Below are 20,455 nucleotides of genomic sequence, written 5' to 3'. Positions count from 1 at the left end.
GTGTCGGTCAGATCCCCGCCTCACGGCCGGTGATGACCTCGGCGGCGGCGCGTCCGCAGACGCGGGCTGCGCCGTGGGTGGCGATGTGCAGGGCACCCCTCGGTCCGGCCCGGTTCAGGCCCATTTCGACGACGACCGTGTCGGGACGGGCCACGAGCAGGGCGTCCAGGGCCTGCGACATCCAGGGGTGGCGGTGAACGTCGCGCACCACAGCGACGATCCTACGGTCCGCCGCACCCTTCAGCACTTCTGTCACCACGTCGGACGTCTCGGTCCGGGCGCCGTAGGTGCCGGTCCCCGTGCCCGGCAGCAGCGCGGCCAGCTCGGCGGCCACACCCCACGGAGTCTCGTCGCCGACGGCGATGTTGGCGACGGGCGTGAACGCGGCGACATACGGGGCGCCGGTGACCGGCTCGTAGGGCAGTTCGCCGGCCGTCACCCGCACGGCCCGGCGCGCGGCGACCAGCCCGATGTCGGAGCCGGGCGCGGTCCCCTCCTCGAACGCCGCGCCCGGCTCTGCCGAAGCCCCCCTGATCCGACGCGTCCAGTCGGCGAGTGCACGCACTCGCGCCGCCGCGTCGGCCAGCCGCTCCTCGGGCAGGTCGCCGTCCCGTACCGCGCCGACCAGCGCATCGCGCAGGCGCAGTACGGTCTCCTCGTCGGCCAGGCCGCCACCGACGCAGATGGCGTCGGCCCCGGCTGCGATCGCGAGGACGGAGCCGCGCTCGATGCCGTACGTCGACGAGATGGCCTGCATCTCCATGCCGTCGGTGACGATCAGGCCCTCGTAGCCCAGCTCTTCGCGCAGCAGACCGGTGAGGATCTGCGGGCTCAGGGTCGCGGGGCGGTGCGGGTCGAGCGCGGGTAGCAGAATATGCGCGCTCATCACTGCTTTGGAACCCGCTGCGATGGCCGCTCGGAAAGGCAGCAGCTCACGGGCGTGCAACGTGGCCAGATCCACATCGATGCGGGGCATCGCGTGGTGCGAATCCACGTTCGTGTCGCCGTGTCCGGGGAAGTGCTTGGTGCACGCGGCGACTCCGGCGGCCTGGAGGCCTTCGATGTACGCGACGGTGTGCCGGGCGGCGAGTTCGGTGCCGGCGCCGAACGAACGGACCCCGATGACCGGGTTGTCCGGATTCGAATTGATGTCAGCCGAAGGCGCCCAGTTGAGGTCGACCCCGCACGCGGCGAGCCGGCGGCCGAGCTCACGGGCCACGGCCCGGGTGAGCTCCACATCGTCGACGCACCCCAGCGCGTAGTTGCCGGGGAAGGAGGAGCCGGTGCGCACCTCGAGCCGGGTGACGTCACCGCCCTCCTCGTCGATCGCGACCAGTACGTCGTCCCGCTCGGCCCGCAGCTGCGCGGTGAGCGCGGCGAGCTGCTCGGCGCCGACGATGTTGCGGCCGAACAGGCCCACGGCGGAGAGACCTTCACCGATCCGGCGCAGCAGCCAGTCCGGCGCGGTGGTGCCGGTGAAGCCGGGCTGCAGGACGGTCAGAGCGTCACGGGTGAGGGTGCCGGAAGAACGCAGAACAGTCGTCATGAGGCGGCGTCATCCCTTCACTGCGCCGGCCGTCAGGCCCGCTGCCATCTTGCGCTGGACGAGGAGGAAGAGGATCACGATGGGGACGGCCATCATCGTGGCTCCGGCCATCATCGGTGCGTACTCGGTGCCGTGCTTGGTGCTGAAGTTGCCGAGCCAGACCGTGGCGGTCTGGTTCTGCTGGCTCATCAGCATCAGCGCGTAGAGGTATTCGTTCCAGGCCTGGATGAATCCGTACACGGAGGTGGCCACCATGCCCGGGGCGAGCAGCGGGAAGACCACGCGGACGAAGGCGCCGGTGCGGGTACAGCCGTCGACCATCGCCGCCTCCTCCAGCTCCTTGGGGATGTTGACGATGAATCCGCGCAGCGTCCACACCGTGAAGGGGAGGATGAAGGTCAGGTACGTGATGATCAGGCCGGTGAGCTTGTCGTACTGGCCGAGGTCGTTCAGCAGCAGGAAGACCGGGATGATCATGGCGACCAGCGGGACCATCTGCACCGCGAGGATCCCGACGATCACGATCTTGCGGCCGCGGAAGGCGAACCGCGAGATGGCGAGCGCGGCCAGCATGCCGACCACGATGCCGATCGCGACCACGGCGAGCGAGACGACCATGCTGCGCCAGACCGGGCCCCAGAAGTCGGCGATGTCGAAGGCCCGCGAGAAGTTGCCCAGGGTGAACACCCTGGGGAAGAAGTGCGGGTTCGGGTCGATGGCGTCCCTGGCCGGCTTGAAGGCCGTGTTGAGCATCCAGTAGACCGGGAAACCGGCGGTGGCGAAGACCAGCAGGCCGAGCAGATTCCAGCCCGCCCTGCTCTTCCTCGGCCCCTTGGGACTGCGTACGGCAGCGGGTGCCGCGGCGTTCGTCGTCACTCCACCTCTCCGATCTTGAGCATCTGGCGCATGTAGACGGCGACCACGCCGAGCAGCAGGATCACGGTGACGAGCGCGATCGCCGAGCCGCCGCCGTAGTCGTTGACCACGAAGGCCTTGTCGTACGAGTACGTCGTCAGGAGCTGGAACTCCGCCTCGGGATGGCCGTTGCGCATCACGAACACCTGCGGGAAGACGCCCATGTCCCAGATCAGCGAGAGCGTCGTGAGCATCACGATGATCGGCTTGAGGACCGGCAGCGTGACGTAGCGGAACACGCCCCAGGAACCGGCGCCGTCGAGCCGGGCGGCCTCCTCGAGCTCCTTGGGGACCTGGGTGAGTCCGGCGCTGAGGGTGATGACGATGAAGGGCACGGCGCCCCAGACGACCAGCAGCATGATCACGGCGAGGCCCTGAGGACCGCCGGCGAACCAGTTGTGCCCGATCATGTCGACCCCGGGCAGCCGGCTCAGCAGCCAGTTGAGGACACCGTAGTCGGTGTCGAAGAGCCACTTGAAGATCGCGGTGGCAACGATGATGGGCATGCCCCAGCTCGCCACCAGCGCGATGTTGATGAGAGTCTTCACCCAGCCGGACACCCGCTGCAGCAGCAGGGCTATCAGCATGCCGAGGACCATGGTGAGGATCACCGCACCGGCGGCGAAGACCACCGTGCGGATCACGACGGCCCAGAACTCCCCGTCCCCGAGGATCTTCGTGAAGTTGGCGAGGCCGGCCCACTCCGGCTCCTGGAAGCCCCACAGCTGCGGCTGTCCGAAGTTCTGGAAGGAGAGGGTCACCAGCCGGACCAGCGGATAGCCGAGGACCAGCAGGAGCACGAGCAGACAGGGCGCGAGCAGCGTCCACGGCAGTGCGGCTCCGCCGCCGATACCTCGCTGTTTCCCTGGCCTGCCGGCTCCCCCGGTCCCGGCCCCGGCGCTGGGGGCTGTCGATCGCCGCGTCGGCGGCACCTTGGCAGTGGTTGTCTCTGCGGCACTCATCGGGCGCTCCTCAGCGGTCCCTCTCCTCGTACGGGAGCAGGGCCCCGTCGTTGCCCGACGGGGCCCTGCCGGGACGGTCACTTGGTGTTGATGACCTTGTCGATCGCGGCGTCCGCGGCCTTGGCGGCCTCCTCGACCGTCTTCTTGCCCGTGCCGATCTCCTGGAGCATGGTCTTCAGGGTCTGGGCCTTCTCGACCTGACCCCAGCCCGGCGCCATCGGGACGAACCAGCTGGACTCGGCCGCGGTGGCGGGGACGACCGTCTTCGGGTCGTTCTTCAGGGTCGCGAGGTCCGTCTTGTTGTTGGGCAGGTTGCCCTTGGCGAGCAGACCCTTCTGGCCCTGGGCGCCGGTGAAGGCGTTGATCCACTCGGCCGCGACGCCCTGCGCCTTGGACTTGACCGGGATGGCCAGGTCCGAGCCGCCGAGGAAGACGGGCATGTTCTTGCCGGACGGGCCGGGCATCACGAAGTTCTCGAGGTTGCCCTTGAGCTTGCCGGTCTTGTCGTTCTCCGGGGTCTCGGAGGTGGCGCCTTCCCAGGCCGCGCCGAAGATCATGCCGGCGTTGCCCTGGCCGTACACGATGTAGCGGTCCGACTCGTCCTTGGTCTTGTCGGCCTTCATGTACTTGTCCAGGACGTTCTTGTACTCCTTGAGGCCCTTGATGGACTCAGGGGACGAGAGCGTCGACTTCCACTGGTCGCCTTCCTTCTTGGCGATGGCGCCGCCCGCGTCGTAGACGAAGGACATGGCGGCGTACCAGTCCGGCGACGGCTGGTACCAGGCGCTGAACTTCTTGCCCTTCTTCGTCTGGATCTTGTCGAGGGCGGCGGTCAGCTCCGCGTACGTCTTCGGCGTGGCCTTCACGCCGGCCTCGGCGGCGACGTCCTTGCGCCAGTTGCCCACGCGGCCACCGGCGTAGTACGGGACGCCGTAGGTCTTGCCGTTGTACGTGACCGACTCCTTGAGGCCGTCCAGCCAGGCGTCGGACTGGTCGAACTTGGCGGGGTCGATCTCGGCGAAGGCGCCCTTGACCGTGTAGCCGAGCATCTCGGTGTTGCCCATCTCGACCACGTCCGGAGCCTTGTCCGTGGCGAGTACGGCGTCGAGCTTGGCGTTCTTGTCCGGCCAGCCGTAGTACTCGTGCTTGACCTTGAGGCCGGGGTGCTTCTTGACCACGGCGTCATCCGCGGCCTTGACGAGCTCGGGCCAGTTGTTCTGGGCGTCGACCGTCAGCCAGACCGTGATCTCCTTGACCTCGGCGCCGGCCTTGTCCCCCGGCTTCTCGCTGTCGGAGCCACACGCGGCAATGCTGACCATCATGCCCGCGACACCGATCGCCGCGATGAGCTTGCGCTTCACGCCACCCTCCTCAGGGAATTCTGCAACTCCCCGCCCACCGCGAAGACCTACGGAGAAATACGCCGAGTACTGCTCGTGGGGCTGGGACTTGGTCTTTAGTGGTTTAGACCAGTACCCGGAGCTTGGCCTAGACCTTTAGGGGTGTCAAGGGTGTATAAGAAGGGCTGTCGTGTCCGTTATCGGACCGACACCTGAGGGAGGGCGACGACCTGCGACCGGTCCATGCCACCATGTGAGCCGCTACAGACGGAGGAGCCGGTGACGGCAGGAGCGCAGCAGGCGGGAAGGCGGGCCATGACCACGGACGGGGGCAGCACCGAGAACGAGAGCGGTGCCCAGACACGGACCGCGCGCGTACCCAAGTACTACCGGCTCAAGCGTCACTTGCTCGACATGACGGAAACGCTGCCGCCCGGCACGCCGGTGCCGCCCGAGCGCACGCTGGCGGCCGAGTTCGACACCTCGCGCACCACGGTGCGCCAGGCGCTCCAGGAACTGGTCGTCGAGGGCCGGCTGGAACGCATCCAGGGCAAGGGCACCTTCGTGGCCAAGCCCAAGGTCTCGCAGGCGCTGCAGCTCACCTCGTACACGGAGGACATGCGCGCCCAGGGGCTGGAACCCACGTCCCAGCTGCTCGACATCGGATATGTCACGGCCGACGACACGCTGGCCGGCCTGCTGGACATCTCGACCGGCGGACGCGTGCTGCGGATCGAGCGGCTGCGTCTGGCCAGCGGCGAGCCGATGGCCATCGAGACGACGCATCTGTCGGCAAAGCGCTTCCCGGCGCTGCGCCGCAGCCTGGTGAAGTACACCTCGCTCTACACGGCACTGGCGGAGGTGTACGACGTCCATCTGGCCGAGGCCGAGGAGACGATCGAGACCTCCCTGGCCACCCCGCGCGAAGCCGGCCTCCTCGGCACGGACGTGGGCCTGCCGATGCTGATGCTGTCGCGCCACTCGCTGGACGCGCAGGGCGAGCCGGTGGAATGGGTGCGCTCGGTCTACCGCGGCGACCGCTACAAGTTCGTGGCGAGGTTGCAGCGGCCGAAGGACTGAAAGCGGGCCTTGGCCACACGCCTCTGCCGGGGGTCCGGGGGTCGCCCCCGGGCCGGCACAGCGTGGCGAGGTTGCAGCGGCCGAATGACCGAACACGGGCCTTGGCCACACACCCTGCCGGGGTCCGGGCGGCCCGGCACCTGCCTGATCCGCCGTCAACCGCATGGCGCCGCAACAAGCGTTGCGGCGCTATGTCGCGTTTCCCCCGCCGTGCCCGGAGCCTGGGCACAGTCGTTGCCGTACCGATATACGGACAGGGGGTGACTCGCTTCAAAACCCTCGCCTACATTTCCCTGCGCGTTACAGGTACAGCTGATCAGCGAGGGGACGGAGACAACGATGTCCGCAGTGCCCGAGGCGCCCGATGCGCCCGAACCGCCACAAGCGCCCGAAGCGAGGCAACCCGTCGTCACACCGGTGCGGGTCGTCATCGCCCTCTGCCTCCTCGCGCCCTTCGTGGCCATGCTCTGGGTGAGCTCCTACGCGAAGGTCGAACCGACGTTCATCGGCATGCCGTTCTTCTACTGGTACCAGATGTTCTGGGTCCTGCTGTCGACCGCGCTGACGATGGTCGCGTACCAGCTGTGGCAGCGTGACCAGCGCGCCCGCAAGGGAGGTGCGTCGCAGTGAAGGACGACGTGAACGGCGTCGCACTCGGCGTCTTCATCTTCTTCTTCCTGGCCGTCACGGTCATGGGTTTCCTGGCCTCGCGCTGGCGCAAGGCCGAGAACGAGCACAGCCTCGACGAATGGGGCCTGGGCGGCCGGTCGTTCGGCACCTGGGTGACCTGGTTCCTGCTCGGCGGCGACCTGTACACCGCGTACACCTTCGTCGCCGTCCCTGCGGCCATCTACGCGGCCGGCGCGGCCGGCTTCTTCGCCGTGCCGTACACGATCCTCGTCTACCCGCTGATCTTCACCTTCCTGCCGCGGCTGTGGTCGGTGTCGCACAAGCACGGCTATGTGACGACCTCGGACTTCGTGCGCGGGCGCTTCGGTTCGAAGGGTCTCTCGCTTGCGGTCGCCGTCACGGGCATTCTGGCGACGATGCCGTACATCGCACTGCAGCTCGTCGGTATCCAGGCGGTGCTCGACGTCATGGGCGTCGGCGGCGGCGAGACCACCAACTGGTTCGTCAAGGACCTGCCGCTGCTGATCGCGTTCGGCGTGCTCGCGGCCTACACGTACTCCTCCGGACTGCGTGCACCCGCGCTCATCGCCTTCGTCAAGGACACCCTGATCTACATCGTCATCGCGGTGGCGATCATCTACATCCCGATCAAACTGGGCGGCTTCGACGAGATCTTCGCCAGTGCCGGTGAGAAGTTCGCGACCATCAACGAGTCGACCGGCAAGCCGACCGGTGCCCTGGTACCGGGCGACCTGGGCCAGTGGGGTTACGCCACGCTGGCGCTCGGCTCGGCGCTCGCGCTCTTCATGTACCCGCACTCGATCACCGCGACCCTGTCCTCGCGCAGCCGCGAGGTGATCCGCCGCAACACCACGATCCTGCCGCTGTACTCCCTGATGCTGGGCCTGCTCGCGCTGCTCGGCTTCATGGCGATCGCCGCCGGCGTGGAGGTGGCCAACGGCCAGCTGGCGATTCCGCAGCTGTTCGAGAACATGTTCCCGGACTGGTTCGCCGGTGTGGCCTTCGCCGCCATCGGCATCGGCGCGCTCGTACCGGCGGCGATCATGTCGATCGCCGCGGCCAACCTCTTCACCAGGAACATCTACAAGGACTTCATCAAGCCCGATGCGACCCCGGCGCAGGAGACCAAGGTCTCCAAGCTGGTCTCGCTGCTGGTGAAGGTCGGCGCGCTGGTCTTCGTCCTGACCATGGACAAGACCGTCGCGATCAACTTCCAGCTGCTGGGCGGCATATGGATCCTGCAGACTTTCCCGGCCCTGGTCGGCGGTCTGTTCACCCGCTGGTTCCACCGCTGGGCGCTGCTCGCCGGCTGGGCGGTCGGCATGGTCTACGGCACCTGGACCGCGTACGGCGTCGCGACCCCGGCCCAGAAGCACTTCGGCGGCTCGTCCGATGTCATCCCCGGCATCGGTGAGATCGGCTACATCGGCCTCACCGCGTTCGTGCTGAACGTCGTCGTCACCGTGGTCCTCACCTTCGTCCTGCGGGCGGCCAAGGCCCCCGACGGCGTCGACGAGACCAGCCCGTCCGACTACACGGCGGACGCGGGCGACCCGGGCGTCCAGGTCGAACTCCCGCCGGCCACAGCGGGCGCCGGTCACTGACCGACCCACCGCCAACCAACAGCGGGCCGCCGGGAAACCGGCGGCCCGCTCTCGTCCACGACGAGAGCAAAACGGGCAACAACCTACCCACCGACACAACATGTGGTGGGTGACGCAACGGGCCGCCCCCACATGTATGCTCATGCTCGCTGTCGCCGCAGGGGAATCCGGTGCGAATCCGGAACTGTCCCGCAACGGTGTGATGTGGTGCACTTTGCCGCGCCCACAAGTCCGAGGACCTGCCGACGGTGCATCCGGTTCGACCGACCCGGGTGCCAAGACGTCCGGGTCTCGCGGTTGGGCCGGTGGACGCCGTGCACGGTGCTGCCCGCTGCGGCACGTACGCCGCACGGCCTTCCCCTCCCCCGCCGGTCCGGAACCGAGCGAGGGAGCACCACGTGACGATCGCGCCGGCCGATCCGGCCTCAGGCACCGTCGAGCAGACGGCCGACGGCCCCGGGACCGCGCTCCTGCGGCTCCTGACCGAGCTCACGGCCGACCTGCCCGACACCGACCCCGGCAGGGTCGCCGCCGCCGCGCTGCGCGGCCGGCACGCCGGGTCCGACGAGGCCGAACTGCGCTCCCTCGCCACCGACGCCGCCGCCGGACTGATCTCCGAGGACCCCGCCTACTCCCGGCTCGCCGCCCGGCTGCTGACCCGCACGATCGCCGAAGAAGCCGCCGGGCAGGGCGCGGTGTGCTTCTCCGCATCGGTCGCCGTGGGGCACCGCGAAGGCCTGATCGCCGACCGTACGGCCGAGTTCGTGACGCGGCACACGGCCCGCCTCGACGCCCTGATCGACCAGGGCGCCGACGACCGGTTCGGCTACTTCGGGCTGCGCACCCTCTACAGCCGCTATCTGCTGCGCCACCCGATCACCCGTCAGGTGATCGAGACCCCGCAGCACTTCATGCTGCGCGTGGCCGCCGGGCTCGCCGAGGACACCGCGTCCGACGGCGAGAGGGGGGCCCGCGCCCTGGACGAAGTCGCCGCACTCTACGGCCTGATGAGCCGGCTCGACTACCTCCCCTCCTCCCCCACGCTCTTCAACTCCGGCACCCGTCACCCGCAGATGTCGTCCTGCTATCTGCTGGACTCGCCGCTCGACGAGCTCGACTCGATCTACGACCGGTACCACCAGGTCGCCCGCCTCTCCAAGCACGCCGGCGGCATCGGGCTCTCGTACTCCCGTATCCGCGCCCGCGGTTCCCTCATCCGCGGCACCAACGGGCACTCCAACGGCATCGTGCCGTTCCTGAAGACCCTCGACGCCTCGGTCGCCGCGGTGAACCAGGGCGGCCGGCGCAAGGGCGCTGCCGCCATCTACCTCGAGACCTGGCACGCGGACATCGAGGAGTTCCTCGAGCTGCGTGACAACACCGGTGAGGACGCGCGGCGTACCCACAACCTGAACCTCGCACACTGGGTCCCCGACGAGTTCATGCGCCGTGTCGAGGCGGACGCCGACTGGTCGCTGTTCTCGCCCGCCGACGTACCCGGGCTGGTCGACCTGTGGGGCGAGGAGTTCGACACCGCCTACCGCAAGGCCGAGGCAGCGGGCCTGGCCCGCAAGACCATCGCGGCACGCGACCTGTACGGCCGGATGATGCGCACCCTCGCCCAGACCGGCAACGGCTGGATGACCTTCAAGGACGCGTCCAACCGCACCGCCAACCAGACCGCCGAGCCGGGCCGGGTCGTCCACTCCTCGAACCTGTGCACCGAGATCCTCGAGGTCACGGACGACGGCGAGACGGCTGTCTGCAACCTCGGCTCGGTCAACCTCGGTTCGTTCGTCCTCCCGTCCGGCGACCTCGACTGGCAGCGCCTCGACGAGACCGTCCACACCGCCGTGACCTTCCTGGACCGGGTCGTCGACATCAACTTCTACCCGACCGAGCAGGCCGGGCGTTCCAACGCCAAGTGGCGGCCGGTGGGCCTGGGCGCGATGGGCCTGCAGGACGTCTTCTTCAAGCTCCGGCTGCCGTTCGACTCGCCCGCGGCCAAGGCGCTCTCCACGAAGATCGCCGAGCGGATCATGCTGGCGGCGTACGAGGCCTCCTGCGACCTCGCCGAGCGCAACGGCCCGCTGCCGGCGTGGTCCGAGACCCGTACGGCACGCGGCGTACTGCACCCCGACCACTACGGCGTCGAGCTCAACTGGCCTGAGCGGTGGGACGCGCTGCGGGAGCGTATCGCCACGGTCGGCATGCGCAACTCGCTCCTGCTCGCCATCGCCCCGACCGCGACGATCGCCTCGATCGCGGGCGTCTACGAGTGCATCGAGCCGCAGGTCTCCAACCTCTTCAAGCGAGAGACGCTCAGCGGCGAGTTCCTGCAGGTCAACTCCTACCTCGTGGAGGAGCTCAAGCAGCTCGGCGTCTGGGACGCCCAGACCCGCGAGGCCCTGCGCGACTCCAACGGTTCGGTGCAGGACTTCACCTGGGTACCGGCCGAGGTACGGGCCCTGTACCGCACGGCATGGGAGATCCCGCAGCGTGGCCTGATCGACATGGCAGCGGCACGGACACCGTTCCTGGACCAGAGCCAGTCGCTGAACCTGTTCCTGGAGACGCCCACCATCGGCAAGCTCAGCTCGATGTACGCGTACGCCTGGAAGCAGGGCCTGAAGACGACGTACTACCTGCGCTCACGCCCCGCGACCCGGATCGCGCGCGCCGCGTCCGGCACGGTCCCTGCCACCATCCCCGTCCAGCAGGCGGCCCCCGACGCCGATGCGATCGCCTGCTCCCTTGAGAACCCTGAGTCCTGCGAGGCCTGCCAGTAATGACCACCCCGACCGAGAAGAACCTGCTCGACCCGGGCTTCGAACTCACCCTCCGCCCGATGCGCTACCCGGACTTCTACGAGCGGTACCGGGACGCGATCAAGAACACCTGGACCGTGGAGGAGGTCGACCTCCACTCCGACGTCGCCGACCTCGCCAAGCTCTCCCCCGGCGAGCAGCACATGATCGGCCGCCTGGTCGCGTTCTTCGCGACGGGCGACTCGATCGTGGCGAACAACCTGGTGCTCACCCTCTACAAGCACATCAACTCCCCGGAGGCGCGGCTGTATCTGTCGCGCCAGCTGTTCGAGGAGGCCGTGCACGTCCAGTTCTATCTGACGCTGCTCGACACCTACCTCCCCGACCCGGACGACCGCACGGCGGCCTTCGCGGCGGTCGAGAACATCCCGTCCATCCGGGAGAAGGCCGAGTTCTGCTTCAAGTGGATGGACTCGGTCGAGAGCATCGACCGCCTGGAGTCGAAGGCCGACCGCCGCCGCTTCCTGCTGAACCTGATCTGCTTCGCGGCCTGCATCGAGGGCCTCTTCTTCTACGGCGCGTTCGCGTACGTGTACTGGTTCCGCTCGCGGGGCCTGCTGCACGGTCTGGCAACCGGGACGAACTGGGTGTTCCGGGATGAAACGATGCACATGAACTTCGCCTTCGAAGTCGTGGACACCGTCCGCAAGGAAGAGCCGGAGCTGTTCGACGACGAACTGGAGCAGCAGGTCAAGGACATGCTGAAGGAGGCCGTCGAGGCGGAGCTCCAGTTCGGCCGCGATCTGTGCGGTGACGGCCTGCCGGGCATGAACACCGAATCGATGCGTGAGTACCTCCAGTGCGTCGCCGACCAGCGGCTCACCCGGCTGGGCTTCGCCTCGGTGTACGGCTCGCAGAACCCGTTCTCCTTCATGGAGCTGCAGGGTGTCCAGGAGCTGACGAACTTCTTCGAGCGCCGCCCGTCGGCGTACCAGGTCGCCGTCGAGGGCTCAGTGGATCTGGACGAGGACTTCTGATCGAACGGACGAGCATGCCGGGGGCCACGGCCGATGCCGTGGCCCCCGGCGCAGGCTCAGATGCCGCAGCTGGACGCCGACCAGAAACGGCTCGCCCGGTGGTCGACATGCGTGTGGTCGTTGTGGCCCGGGTAGCCGGGGCCCAGGATGCCGTTGAAGCCGTGGTTGCGGGCCTGCTGGGCCAGCTTGCACAGCGAGTGCGGGCCGGCTCCGAGGTCGGCCGCGTCACCGTACAGATGCCGGCTGCTCGTCGCGCCGCCGACCGCGTCGTTGCAGGCGTGCGAGCGGAAGCCGCTGGTCACCGTGATGGGCTGGTCGCCCAGTGCGTGCCGCAGGGCTTCCAGTTTCCACATCGTGCGCAGGGCATTGGACTTGGCCGTCGCCGCACTCACCGCACCGCCCGCCCAAGTGGTGTTGCAGTCGTTGAGTTCGGCGTAGCTGAAGTGGATCGGCGTGCAGTCGTTGTCCTGGAGTGCGTAGATCCTGTCGAAGGTGGCGGGGCCGGCAACACCGTCGGCGGCGAGGCCGTAGGCGGACTGGAAGCGTCTGACGGCGGCGGTGGTCGCCGGACCGTAGTCTCCGTCGACGGCGAGGACGGCGCCGGAGCCGGGGTGGCCCGCGACGCGGATCTGGAGCTGGGTGACGTCGGCGCCGGATGCGCCCTGGGAGAGGGTGCGCGACCAGGTGTAGCAGCCGTCGGCCTGGGCGGTGCCGGCGGTCGCCATGATCCCGGCCGATGTTGCAGCCATGAGCATGACAACTGACAGCAGGAGTCGTGCGGTACGTCGGAACATCGAGCCTCCATACCGTGAAAGCGGTGTACGCCAGAGAGTGGCGGGCCGGTTGACGCGCGTCAACAGCCTCTGTCCCAACGTCATTTGTCCGCCCAATGACGCTCTGCCGACACCCCGGGGCCGAGCACGCACCAGGGCCCCGCTCGTGGCGAGCGGGGCCCTGGTGCGTGACGGTGAGGTCAGTCGTTGGCGACGACCGGGTAGCGCGGGGTGCCCTCGGCCATCTGCCGAAGCGCGTCCTTGCGGTCGCGCTTGGAGAGCCGGTCGATGTACAGGTACCCGTACAGATGGTCCGTCTCGTGCTGCAGACACCGGGCGAAGTACCCGGTGCCGCGCACCTTGATCGGGTTGCCCTCGGCGTCCTGACCGCGCACCACCGCGTAGTCGGGACGGGCCAGCGACGCGTACGCCGTCGGCACGGACAGACAGCCCTCGTTCGAGTCGTCGAGCACGCGCTCCTGGGGCGCCAGCTCCTCCAGCACCGGGTTGCACACCACGCCCGTGTGACGGACACCCTCGTCGTCCGGGCAGTCGTAGACGAAGACCTTCAGGTCCACGCCGATCTGGTTCGCGGCCAGGCCCACGCCCTCCGCCGCGCGCTGGCTGGCGAACATGTCGTCGATCAGCGCGGCGAGCTTGTCGTCGAACTCGGTGACGTCCTTGCACTCCTTGTGGAGGACGGGGTTGCCGACGACCGTGATCGGTCGCGCGGTGCCGCGCTCGCGGTACGCCTGCTCGCGCTCCTCGCAGTTCTCCGTGTCCACGACGAAACCATCGTTGATCTGCTGGTCCGTCTCCTGCTGCGACTGCTGCGACGCCATGTCAGCCGTACGCCCTTCTCACTACCCGTTGCCCGACCCGTTGACCGGTCAGTCCTGTGTCCGTACAGCCTACGGGCAGTGGTCAGCAGACTTCCTCGAGATCCCGCCACTCCCTGGAATCGGGGCTGTCCGCCACCCAGCCGTCCAGCAGCCCCCGCACGAGCCCCGCCGGCGCCGCGATCCCGCACTCGCGCTCCGGCGACCACAGATCGCCGGCCGTGCGGTGGCCCAGCGGCCCGGGATGGCCGGGCTCACTGTGGTCGTGCGGGTCGAGGTGCTCCCCCTCGCCCTCGGCGCTCGGCATCCGGCTCTCGGAGCAGGCCCGGCACAGCAGCCGCACCGACGAGGACCAGTCCTCGGCAGCGAAGCCGGCGTCGGCGGCCAGACGCTCCAGGGCGTCCCGGTCGGCCTCCGTCCCGGCCTCCAGCAGGACCACCCACGTGGGCACGGGCGACGGCGCCCACAGCTCGATCTCGTCGAAGACGGGGTACGAGGGCCCCGCGCTGGTGATCCGCTCGCCGTTCGGCACACCGTCGTGGAGCACCACCTCGCCCCAGCGCCGACCGGAGGACGGCAGCGGGATGGACAGCACCTCTATCCGGGCCGGGTCGAGCCTGCGGCCCCACACCACCTCCGCCTCGCCCTCGGGCGAGAGGCGGACGGCGGCGCTGCCCAGGTCCATGCCGACGGGCTCGCCGTTCGGAGCGGCGGATCCGGGGACCTTGAGCCCGTACGCCTGCCAGGCACGGCGGGCGAGCGGCCAGTCCTGCAGGGCGGTGGCGGCGATGCCCACGTTCCACCAGTCCGGGGCGCCGGTCTCCTTGTCGAGCAGGGCGACGGCTCGCAGCCCGGCGGCCCGGGCCTGCTCCCAGTCGTGCCGGAACTTGTGCAGCAGGGCGAGATTGAACCAGGACTCCGACAGCCACGGCTCGAGGTCCGCGGCCCGTGTCAGCAGGGCACCAGCGTCCTCGTACCGGCCGTCGCCGATCAGCGTGAACGCGCGGTCGGTGGCCTGCCGCCACGAGGCGGAGGGCCGATGCCGTACCTTCCCGAAGATCCTCACGATTCCCGCCTGCCGGTCGCTCGGGTCACTGCCCCCGGACGCATGCCTGTGCGCCTGCTTGTGTGTCTTCTTTCGCATCCAACCATGCCCGGTCACAGGCTCGCTCATTACCCATGGGTTACCCAGGTGGGAGCGGGGCCAGACCGCCTCGGGCAAGGACTCTGGCAAGGGATTCAACGACCTCCGGCTGATAGTCGTGCCCGGTCCCGAGCCGCAGCCGCTCGAGGGCGGTGAGCACCCCGCCCGCACTTCCTCCGCTGCCCCCGGTCAGATCGTCGTATGCGTTGACGGCCCGGACAATCCGCGCCGGCAACGGCTGCTCCCGGTACGGGTCGGCCTGCTGCTCCACGACCACGGCGACCGCTGCGGGAGCACCGGTCTGGCGGACCACGGCCCCGCCCAGCAGTGCGATCCGCCGCTGCTCGGCGGCCGGGAGGGCAGCGGTCGCCCCGTCCGCGACCGGGTCGACCAGCGAGAGCTGCCCGATGTCGTGCATCAGGGCCGCGTACTCCAGCACGGTCAGCTCAGGACCGGACAGGCCCATCTCGCGTCCGACGGCGGTGCTGAGCGCGGCGACGCGACGGGCGTGGCCGGGCCTGGTGTATCCGGCGATCTCGGTCGCGCGGGCGAGAGAGGTGATGGTCTGGCGATACGTGGTCCGGACCGCCGCGTATCTGCGGAACGACAGCTGCGTCAGCAGCAACGGCACACAGAACACGGGCAGCGCCCACAGCCCGGCGACGGCCACCGCGAGGGCCATGACGGCGCCGGTGGCGCAGACGGCCGAGCCGATACCGAGCAGGGCGCGCAGCTCGTCGCGCAGCAGCGGCCCGAAGGGGTACCCGGTGCGCGCCCGCAGCAGGGCGGAGGCGAGTACGGCGTCGCACAGCGCGGTGAGCAGGAGCACGAGCAGCAGGAACAGGGCGTAGTACGCCCCCTGGCCGAGGCGGCGGTCCAACTCCCCGGAGATGTAGAGTGGTTGGAAGCAAACGGCGGCGAATCCGACGGTCAGCACCCGGCGCACCACATGATCGAGCGCGGGCCCTCGGCCGCGGGCGACATGGGGCACGGCACCCGCGAGCCCGCCGGCGACCACGACGGCGACGGCCTGCAGTGCCCCGTGCGTGGTGGGGCGTCCCGCACACTCGCCGAGCAGGGCGTACGCCAGGGCGCCCGCGAACCCGAGCGGTGCGGGTTCCCTCCCCCATAACTCTCCGAGCACGGGAGGCACGCCCACCCCGGGCACGGCACCCCACCGCGTCAGCTCCCCCACGGCGATGAACGACCCGAAGGCCAGCGCGATGCCGCGCTGCTCGATGCCCGCCCACACCGCCCACCCGAGCGATGCTCCGGTCAGCGAGAGGGCGCCCGCGTACACCACGACGACAAGGCCCCCGGGTCTCCGTCTCTCCCGGCGCCTCCGGTGCCGCTGATGCCCCCGCTTCACCGCGCCCACCCGGCCGCCGCCTTCACCCGGCCCGCACCTGCCGGGGCGGCGGGACGTTCCCGGGCGGTGCCGCCGGGTCCTGCCGGCCGGTCTCCGCTGGGCGCGGCGGCACGAGCCCTGCCGACTCGTCCGCGGTGACCGATGTCTCCCAGCCGTGCCGGTCGAGCGCCCGCACCAGTGCCCGCACCATCCGCGGATCGAACTGGGTTCCGGCGCACCGCTCCAGTTCGGCCAGCGCCACCGGCACGGGCCTCGCCCTGCTGTAGGACCGGGTCGAGGTCATCGCGTCGAACGCGTCGGCCACCGCGACCACGCGCGCGAACTCGGGGATCTGGGTGCCCACGAGCCCGTACGGGTAGCCGCTGCCGTCCATCCGCTCGTGGTGGTGCAGGATCGCCGCCCGTGCCTCGCCGAGGAATCCGATGCCGCGCACCATCTCGTGCCCGTACTCGGGGTGCAGCTCGATCACCCGCCGCTCTTCGGGAGTGAGCGGCCCGTCCTTGCGCAGCACCCGTGTCGGCACCCCGAGCTTGCCCACGTCGTGCAGGATCCCGGCGAACCTGAGCACCTCCAGCCGGTCTTCCTCCATGCTCAGTTCACGCGCGATCAGCGCCGAGGCCCGTCCCACGCGCTCGCTGTGCCCACGGGTGTACCGGTCCTTGATGTCGACGGCCTGCACCAGGGCCCGGATCGTCGCCTGGTGGGCCGCGCGCTCACGGTGGTACTGGGCGAAGATCCAGCAGGAGATGTACATCGGCAGCAGCACGAACAGCGCGGACAGCGGCCCGTACGGACTGCTCCACAGCACGGCCATCATCAGCCCGACGAGCCCGTGCACGAGATGGGGCACCGGTGACGCGGGCAGCTGGGCGCGCCGGGCGCTGCCGAGCGGCGCCCTCCCCCACAGCCCCTTGGGCGTGGGTGGGGCCGACCCCGCCGACGCCAGGGGGAGTACCCCGGTCGCCGCGGCCCGGATCCCGCCGTCGAGCACAGTCAGCACCAGCCAGAACGCGAGCGCTGCGGCGGCTGCCGGCAGGAGCACCCGGGGAAAGTCCGGCGCGCGCAGCGTCGGCTCGCCACCGAGCAGCGCATAGGCCTGTCCGGCCGCCCAGGTCGCGAGCGCCTGCTCGGCCGTCCGCCAGATCCGCCGCGCCGTGGCCGGGGGCCGGTCGACCCGCGCCAGCAGTGCTCCGGGTACGGGTACGAGCGCGGCCGCGGCGGGAGGCAGCAGAAAGGCGGCGGCGAGCAGTACGGGGAAGAACAGTCCGGCGCTCACCGGCACCATGTCGCCGAGAATGCGGCAGCGCGCCGGGAGCTCGCAGATGGCGTACAGCCCGGCGAGCAGCAGCACGGCGCTCCATGGCACCGCCGCCCCGGACGTCCGCAGGACCGGGGCGGCGCATGCCGCGGCGCACAGGACGGCGCCCAGAATGTACGCGCGAGCTGCCGTGGGTAAGGCCGTCACTGCCCCGCACCCTCCTCAAATGGAGCGCCAACGCTAGCGAGTTGAGGGGGGATGGGGGGCGCTTCACCGCCCATTCGCACGTACGAGTGACATGCGCACAGGGTGCGCCGCGACGTACGCGGCGCACCCTGTGTGCACGCAAGGCGTTCAGGTGCGTAAAGAGGAGGCGCTCCTCGGAGACGCTCCTGCTCCTGGGCCGTCCTAGTCCTGGGCCGTCGCCACGTCCTGGTCGGGAACGGCCTCGCCCGAACGGATCAGATCGATACGCCCCATGACCTTGGCCCGCAGATCGCTCGGCACGTCGTCATGGCCGCAGCAGCGCTTGACCAGCTTCTTCACGGCCTGCTCGAGACCGTACTTCTCCAGGCACGGGGAGCACTCCTCGAAGTGCACCTCGAACTTCGTGCAGTCACTGTCGGGCATCTCGCGGTCGAGGAACTCGTAGAGATGGTCCAGGACCTCTGAGCAGTCCGTCTCATGCGGCTCTCCGCAGCTCATGAGCCCGAGCCTTTCGCGTCGTTCGACTCCCCCGCACCGGCCGGGACGAGCCCGCGCTCGCGGGCGTAGTCCTCGAGCATGCCGCGCAACTGGCGGCGGCCCCGGTGCAGGCGGGACATCACCGTACCGATGGGTGTCCCCATGATGTCCGCGATCTCCTTGTACGCAAAGCCCTCTACGTCCGCCAGATAGACCGCGATCCGGAACTCCTCGGGGATCGCCTGCAGCGCCGCCTTCACGTCCGAGTCCGGCAGATGGTCGAGGGCCTGCGACTCGGCGGATCGCAGCCCGGTCGACATGTGCGACTCGGCGCGGGCGAGCTGCCAGTCCTCGATCTCCTCCGCCGCACTGCGCTGGGGCTCACGCTGCTTCTTGCGGTAGGAGTTGATGAAGGTGTTCGTGAGAATCCGGTACAGCCACGCCTTGAGGTTCGTGCCCTCGCGGAACTGGTGGAACGATCCGTACGCCTTGGCGTACGTCTCCTGCACGAGATCCTCGGCGTCGGCGGGATTACGTGTCATGCGCAGAGCGGCCGAGTACATCTGGTCGAGGAAGCCGAGGGCATCCCGCTCGAAACGGGCATTGCGCTCGGCGGCCGTCTCCTCGGACAGCTCCGCCTGGCCGTCGTCGGCCCCTGCGTCGGTCCCAGTGACCGGACCCACCTCCTCCAACGCTGTGGCGAGACCGAGTGCGGACCCGCTCGAATCGGAGAATAGTCGACCATGCTGCGAGGGGGCCTGCCGATCAGCGCTGCCCGCCGTCCGAGCCGGTTCGGCCTTGCCCGCGGAAAGCACCGTCCACTCGAGCCCGGTGGCGCGCTCGGCTGTCGGGCAGAAGGTCGTACCCATGTGGCGGACTCCCTACTCCATGCTTCATTGCTGACGTTCCGACATCCGCCACAACAGCGTCCGCACGCACATCATTCCCACAGGCGCCGGGTGAAGGCGGTCACGGCGTCCGTGATCACCTTCAGGGTCTCCGCCTCGCCGACCCCGGCCCGTTTCGGCACGGCGAACCCGTGATCCGCGTGCGGGACCTCCACGAGCTCGTAGGCGCCGTCCGGGAACTCGTCGGGGCGGCCGAAGGGGTCGTTGCCGCCCTGCACGACGAGGGCGGGCACGCCCGCACCGAGGAGTTCCTGGGCGCGCGACCGCTCGGGGCGGCCGGGCGGATGCAGCGGGAAGCTCAGCGCGAGCACGCCCACGGCACCGAGTTCGGCGGCGGTCCGGCACGCGACGCGCGCCCCGGCACTGCGCCCGCCGGAGGCGATGGGCAGCCCCGCCCCGGCGAGGGCGGGCCATACGCCGCGCCATCCGGTGTCCAGTGTCCTGGGCGCGGGGGCGACCTTCTTCCCTGCGACCCGCCAGGGCTGCTCCACGAGCGCGACGGTGACGCCGTGGGAGGGCAGAACGCCGGCGAGGGCACGCAGGTCGCGCGCCTCGGTCCCGCCCCCTGCGCCGTGTCCGAGGGCCAACACGCCCCGCGCGTTCCTCGCCGCCCACCAGGTGACACGCGCGTCCCCGGCCTCGGTCTCCACGATCTCTGCCCGGCTCACGCCCCCCATGCTCGCGCATCGGGCGACGCGGCGCGTGGCTCCACACCGCCGGGGCACGTCAGAACAGCGTGGGCACCTCCGGGGCCGCCAGTTCCTCGAGCAGCTCCGGTCCGTTGTTGCGGACGTTGCTCACCGCTGTCGTCACCGGGTACGCCCGCATCAGCCCGCCCTCCGGCGGCTCGAGCATGCTCCGCAGCTCCTCCGGGTCCGTGCGGGCGGGGTCCAGCCACGCGTCCCAGCGGTCCGGCGTGAGCATCAGCGGCATCCGGGGGTGGATGTCCGCCAGCGAACTCGGGCCATCGGCGGGGGCCACCCCCAGCGGTCCCGACTCCGCCTCGGTCGTGATCACCGAGCAGGTCACCCACCATGCCTGCGGATGCCCCTCCGGCAGCGTGCGGTCACGCCAGAACTCGTACAGGCCCGCCATCGCGAACACCGACCCGTCCGACGGCGTCACGAAGTACGGCTGCTTGCGGGGCCGCTTCTTCTTGCCCTCGACCTCGAGTTCACGCTCCTCGACACCCGTCACCCACTCGTAATAGCCGTCCGCCGGCAGGATGCAGCGGCGGGAGACGAACGGCTTGCGGAACGACGGCTTTTCGTGCAGTGTTTCCGCCCGCGCGTTGATCATCCGCGCCCCGCCCTCGGGGGACTTCGCCCACGACGGTACGAGCCCCCACTTCAGCGTTCGCAGCTGTCGAACCGGACGCCGGTCGTCCGCGTCCTTGAGAGGGCGCTCGAGAATCGCGTGGACCTCTTTGGTGGGGGCCACGTTCCAGTCGGGCGCCAGCGTCTCCTGCGGCTCCCACTTCTCGACCTCGAACAGCCCCACGAGATCCTCGGGCCTACGACTCGCTGCATACCGTCCGCACATAAGTGCCACACTGCCACTCGCGCACGCCGCCCGAC

Annotated in this window: 18 protein-coding genes and 1 riboswitch; of the genes, 5 read left to right on the top strand and 13 right to left on the bottom strand. The window is 69.6% G+C overall.

Annotated features, from left to right (window positions below; all coding sequences use genetic code 11):
* Positions 1-7 precede the first annotated feature (7 nt).
* The 4 genes from ABZ208_RS16400 to ABZ208_RS16385 all read right to left on the bottom strand — a co-directional run bounded on the left by ABZ208_RS16400 (position 8) and on the right by ABZ208_RS16385 (position 4,784).
* Positions 8-1,546 (bottom strand): glycoside hydrolase family 3 protein, encoded by a 1,539-nt coding sequence (locus ABZ208_RS16400; protein WP_356910153.1) that lies wholly within the window; start codon positions 1,544-1,546, stop codon positions 8-10.
* 9 nt (positions 1,547-1,555) lie between these two features.
* Positions 1,556-2,422, bottom strand: a complete 867-nt coding sequence (locus ABZ208_RS16395) for a carbohydrate ABC transporter permease (RefSeq protein WP_356910152.1) — start codon at positions 2,420-2,422, stop codon at positions 1,556-1,558.
* On the bottom strand, positions 2,419-3,423 hold the full coding sequence (locus tag ABZ208_RS16390) for a sugar ABC transporter permease (RefSeq protein ID WP_356910151.1): 1,005 nt from the start codon (positions 3,421-3,423) through the stop codon (positions 2,419-2,421). The genes ABZ208_RS16395 and ABZ208_RS16390 overlap by 4 nt, the downstream gene beginning before the upstream one ends.
* A 77-nt stretch (positions 3,424-3,500) precedes the next feature.
* A complete protein-coding gene (locus ABZ208_RS16385; RefSeq protein WP_356910150.1) occupies positions 3,501-4,784 on the bottom strand; it encodes an extracellular solute-binding protein in 1,284 nt (427 codons plus the stop codon).
* A gap of 294 nt (positions 4,785-5,078) precedes the next feature.
* On the opposite strand from ABZ208_RS16385, the gene ABZ208_RS16380 reads away from it, so the two are divergent.
* From ABZ208_RS16380 to ABZ208_RS16360, 5 genes are all read left to right on the top strand, one after another.
* Positions 5,079-5,843, top strand: a complete 765-nt coding sequence (locus ABZ208_RS16380) for a GntR family transcriptional regulator (protein ID WP_328396632.1) — start codon at positions 5,079-5,081, stop codon at positions 5,841-5,843.
* Between the two features lie 339 nt (positions 5,844-6,182).
* Positions 6,183-6,473: a DUF3311 domain-containing protein gene (locus tag ABZ208_RS16375; protein WP_356910149.1), complete on the top strand. Its 291-nt coding sequence runs from the start codon at positions 6,183-6,185 to the stop codon at positions 6,471-6,473.
* A complete protein-coding gene (gene mctP, locus ABZ208_RS16370; RefSeq protein ID WP_356910148.1) occupies positions 6,470-8,098 on the top strand; it encodes a monocarboxylate uptake permease MctP in 1,629 nt (542 codons plus the stop codon). Before ABZ208_RS16375 ends, mctP begins: the two co-directional genes overlap by 4 nt.
* A gap of 129 nt (positions 8,099-8,227) precedes the next feature.
* Positions 8,228-8,360: riboswitch (cobalamin riboswitch) on the top strand.
* A gap of 136 nt (positions 8,361-8,496) precedes the next feature.
* Entirely contained in the window at positions 8,497-10,887 is a 2,391-nt protein-coding gene (locus ABZ208_RS16365; protein ID WP_356910147.1) for a ribonucleoside-diphosphate reductase subunit alpha, read from the top strand.
* Positions 10,887-11,903, top strand: a complete 1,017-nt coding sequence (locus ABZ208_RS16360; RefSeq protein WP_356910146.1) for a ribonucleotide-diphosphate reductase subunit beta — start codon at positions 10,887-10,889, stop codon at positions 11,901-11,903. Before ABZ208_RS16365 ends, ABZ208_RS16360 begins: the two co-directional genes overlap by 1 nt.
* A gap of 56 nt (positions 11,904-11,959) precedes the next feature.
* Here ABZ208_RS16360 and ABZ208_RS16355 read toward each other — a convergent pair whose 3' ends face one another.
* From ABZ208_RS16355 to ABZ208_RS16315, 9 genes are all read right to left on the bottom strand, one after another.
* Positions 11,960-12,697 carry a D-Ala-D-Ala carboxypeptidase family metallohydrolase gene (locus ABZ208_RS16355; protein WP_356910145.1) on the bottom strand — a complete coding sequence of 246 codons (738 nt, stop codon included), beginning with the start codon at positions 12,695-12,697 and terminating at the stop codon, positions 11,960-11,962.
* Positions 12,698-12,876: 179 nt separating this feature from the next.
* A complete protein-coding gene (gene def / locus ABZ208_RS16350; RefSeq protein ID WP_328396644.1) occupies positions 12,877-13,518 on the bottom strand; it encodes a peptide deformylase in 642 nt (213 codons plus the stop codon).
* Positions 13,519-13,600: 82 nt separating this feature from the next.
* On the bottom strand, positions 13,601-14,581 hold the full coding sequence (locus ABZ208_RS16345) for a hypothetical protein (protein WP_356910144.1): 981 nt from the start codon (positions 14,579-14,581) through the stop codon (positions 13,601-13,603).
* A gap of 118 nt (positions 14,582-14,699) precedes the next feature.
* Positions 14,700-15,938 carry an HD domain-containing protein gene (locus ABZ208_RS16340; RefSeq protein ID WP_356910187.1) on the bottom strand — a complete coding sequence of 413 codons (1,239 nt, stop codon included), beginning with the start codon at positions 15,936-15,938 and terminating at the stop codon, positions 14,700-14,702.
* A 112-nt stretch (positions 15,939-16,050) separates the two neighbouring features.
* On the bottom strand, positions 16,051-17,493 hold the full coding sequence (locus tag ABZ208_RS16335) for an HD-GYP domain-containing protein (RefSeq protein WP_356910143.1): 1,443 nt from the start codon (positions 17,491-17,493) through the stop codon (positions 16,051-16,053).
* 201 nt (positions 17,494-17,694) lie between these two features.
* Positions 17,695-17,991: a mycothiol system anti-sigma-R factor gene (gene rsrA, locus ABZ208_RS16330; protein WP_356910142.1), complete on the bottom strand. Its 297-nt coding sequence runs from the start codon at positions 17,989-17,991 to the stop codon at positions 17,695-17,697.
* Positions 17,988-18,653 (bottom strand): sigma-70 family RNA polymerase sigma factor, encoded by a 666-nt coding sequence (locus ABZ208_RS16325; protein ID WP_328396652.1) that lies wholly within the window; start codon positions 18,651-18,653, stop codon positions 17,988-17,990. Before ABZ208_RS16325 ends, rsrA begins: the two co-directional genes overlap by 4 nt.
* A gap of 257 nt (positions 18,654-18,910) precedes the next feature.
* On the bottom strand, positions 18,911-19,555 hold the full coding sequence (locus ABZ208_RS16320; protein ID WP_356910141.1) for an alpha/beta family hydrolase: 645 nt from the start codon (positions 19,553-19,555) through the stop codon (positions 18,911-18,913).
* Positions 19,556-19,604: 49 nt separating this feature from the next.
* On the bottom strand, positions 19,605-20,420 hold the full coding sequence (locus tag ABZ208_RS16315; protein WP_356910140.1) for an SOS response-associated peptidase: 816 nt from the start codon (positions 20,418-20,420) through the stop codon (positions 19,605-19,607).
* Between the last annotated feature and the right edge of the window lie 35 nt (positions 20,421-20,455).

Source organism: Streptomyces sp. NPDC006208 (assembly GCF_040613775.1).
Lineage (GTDB): Bacteria > Actinomycetota > Actinomycetes > Streptomycetales > Streptomycetaceae > Streptomyces.
The sequence above is the reverse complement of the archived record's forward strand: the minus strand, read 5'-3'. Positions and strand labels throughout refer to the sequence as shown.

What these genes read in the sequence shown, in the direction of transcription:
- ABZ208_RS16375 (WP_356910149.1), top strand. Translation starts at nt 6,183, where the DNA reads ATGTCCGCAGTGCCCGAGGCGCCCGATGCGCCCGAACCGCCACAAGCG.
- ABZ208_RS16320 (WP_356910141.1), bottom strand. Translation starts at nt 19,555, where the DNA reads ATGGGGGGCGTGAGCCGGGCAGAGATCGTGGAGACCGAGGCCGGGGAC.
- ABZ208_RS16355 (WP_356910145.1), bottom strand. Translation starts at nt 12,697, where the DNA reads ATGTTCCGACGTACCGCACGACTCCTGCTGTCAGTTGTCATGCTCATG.
- ABZ208_RS16380 (WP_328396632.1), top strand. Translation starts at nt 5,079, where the DNA reads ATGACCACGGACGGGGGCAGCACCGAGAACGAGAGCGGTGCCCAGACA.
- ABZ208_RS16390 (WP_356910151.1), bottom strand. Translation starts at nt 3,423, where the DNA reads ATGAGTGCCGCAGAGACAACCACTGCCAAGGTGCCGCCGACGCGGCGA.
- ABZ208_RS16315 (WP_356910140.1), bottom strand. Translation starts at nt 20,420, where the DNA reads ATGTGCGGACGGTATGCAGCGAGTCGTAGGCCCGAGGATCTCGTGGGG.
- def (WP_328396644.1), bottom strand. Translation starts at nt 13,518, where the DNA reads ATGGCGTCGCAGCAGTCGCAGCAGGAGACGGACCAGCAGATCAACGAT.
- rsrA (WP_356910142.1), bottom strand. Translation starts at nt 17,991, where the DNA reads ATGAGCTGCGGAGAGCCGCATGAGACGGACTGCTCAGAGGTCCTGGAC.
- ABZ208_RS16360 (WP_356910146.1), top strand. Translation starts at nt 10,887, where the DNA reads ATGACCACCCCGACCGAGAAGAACCTGCTCGACCCGGGCTTCGAACTC.
- ABZ208_RS16400 (WP_356910153.1), bottom strand. Translation starts at nt 1,546, where the DNA reads ATGACGACTGTTCTGCGTTCTTCCGGCACCCTCACCCGTGACGCTCTG.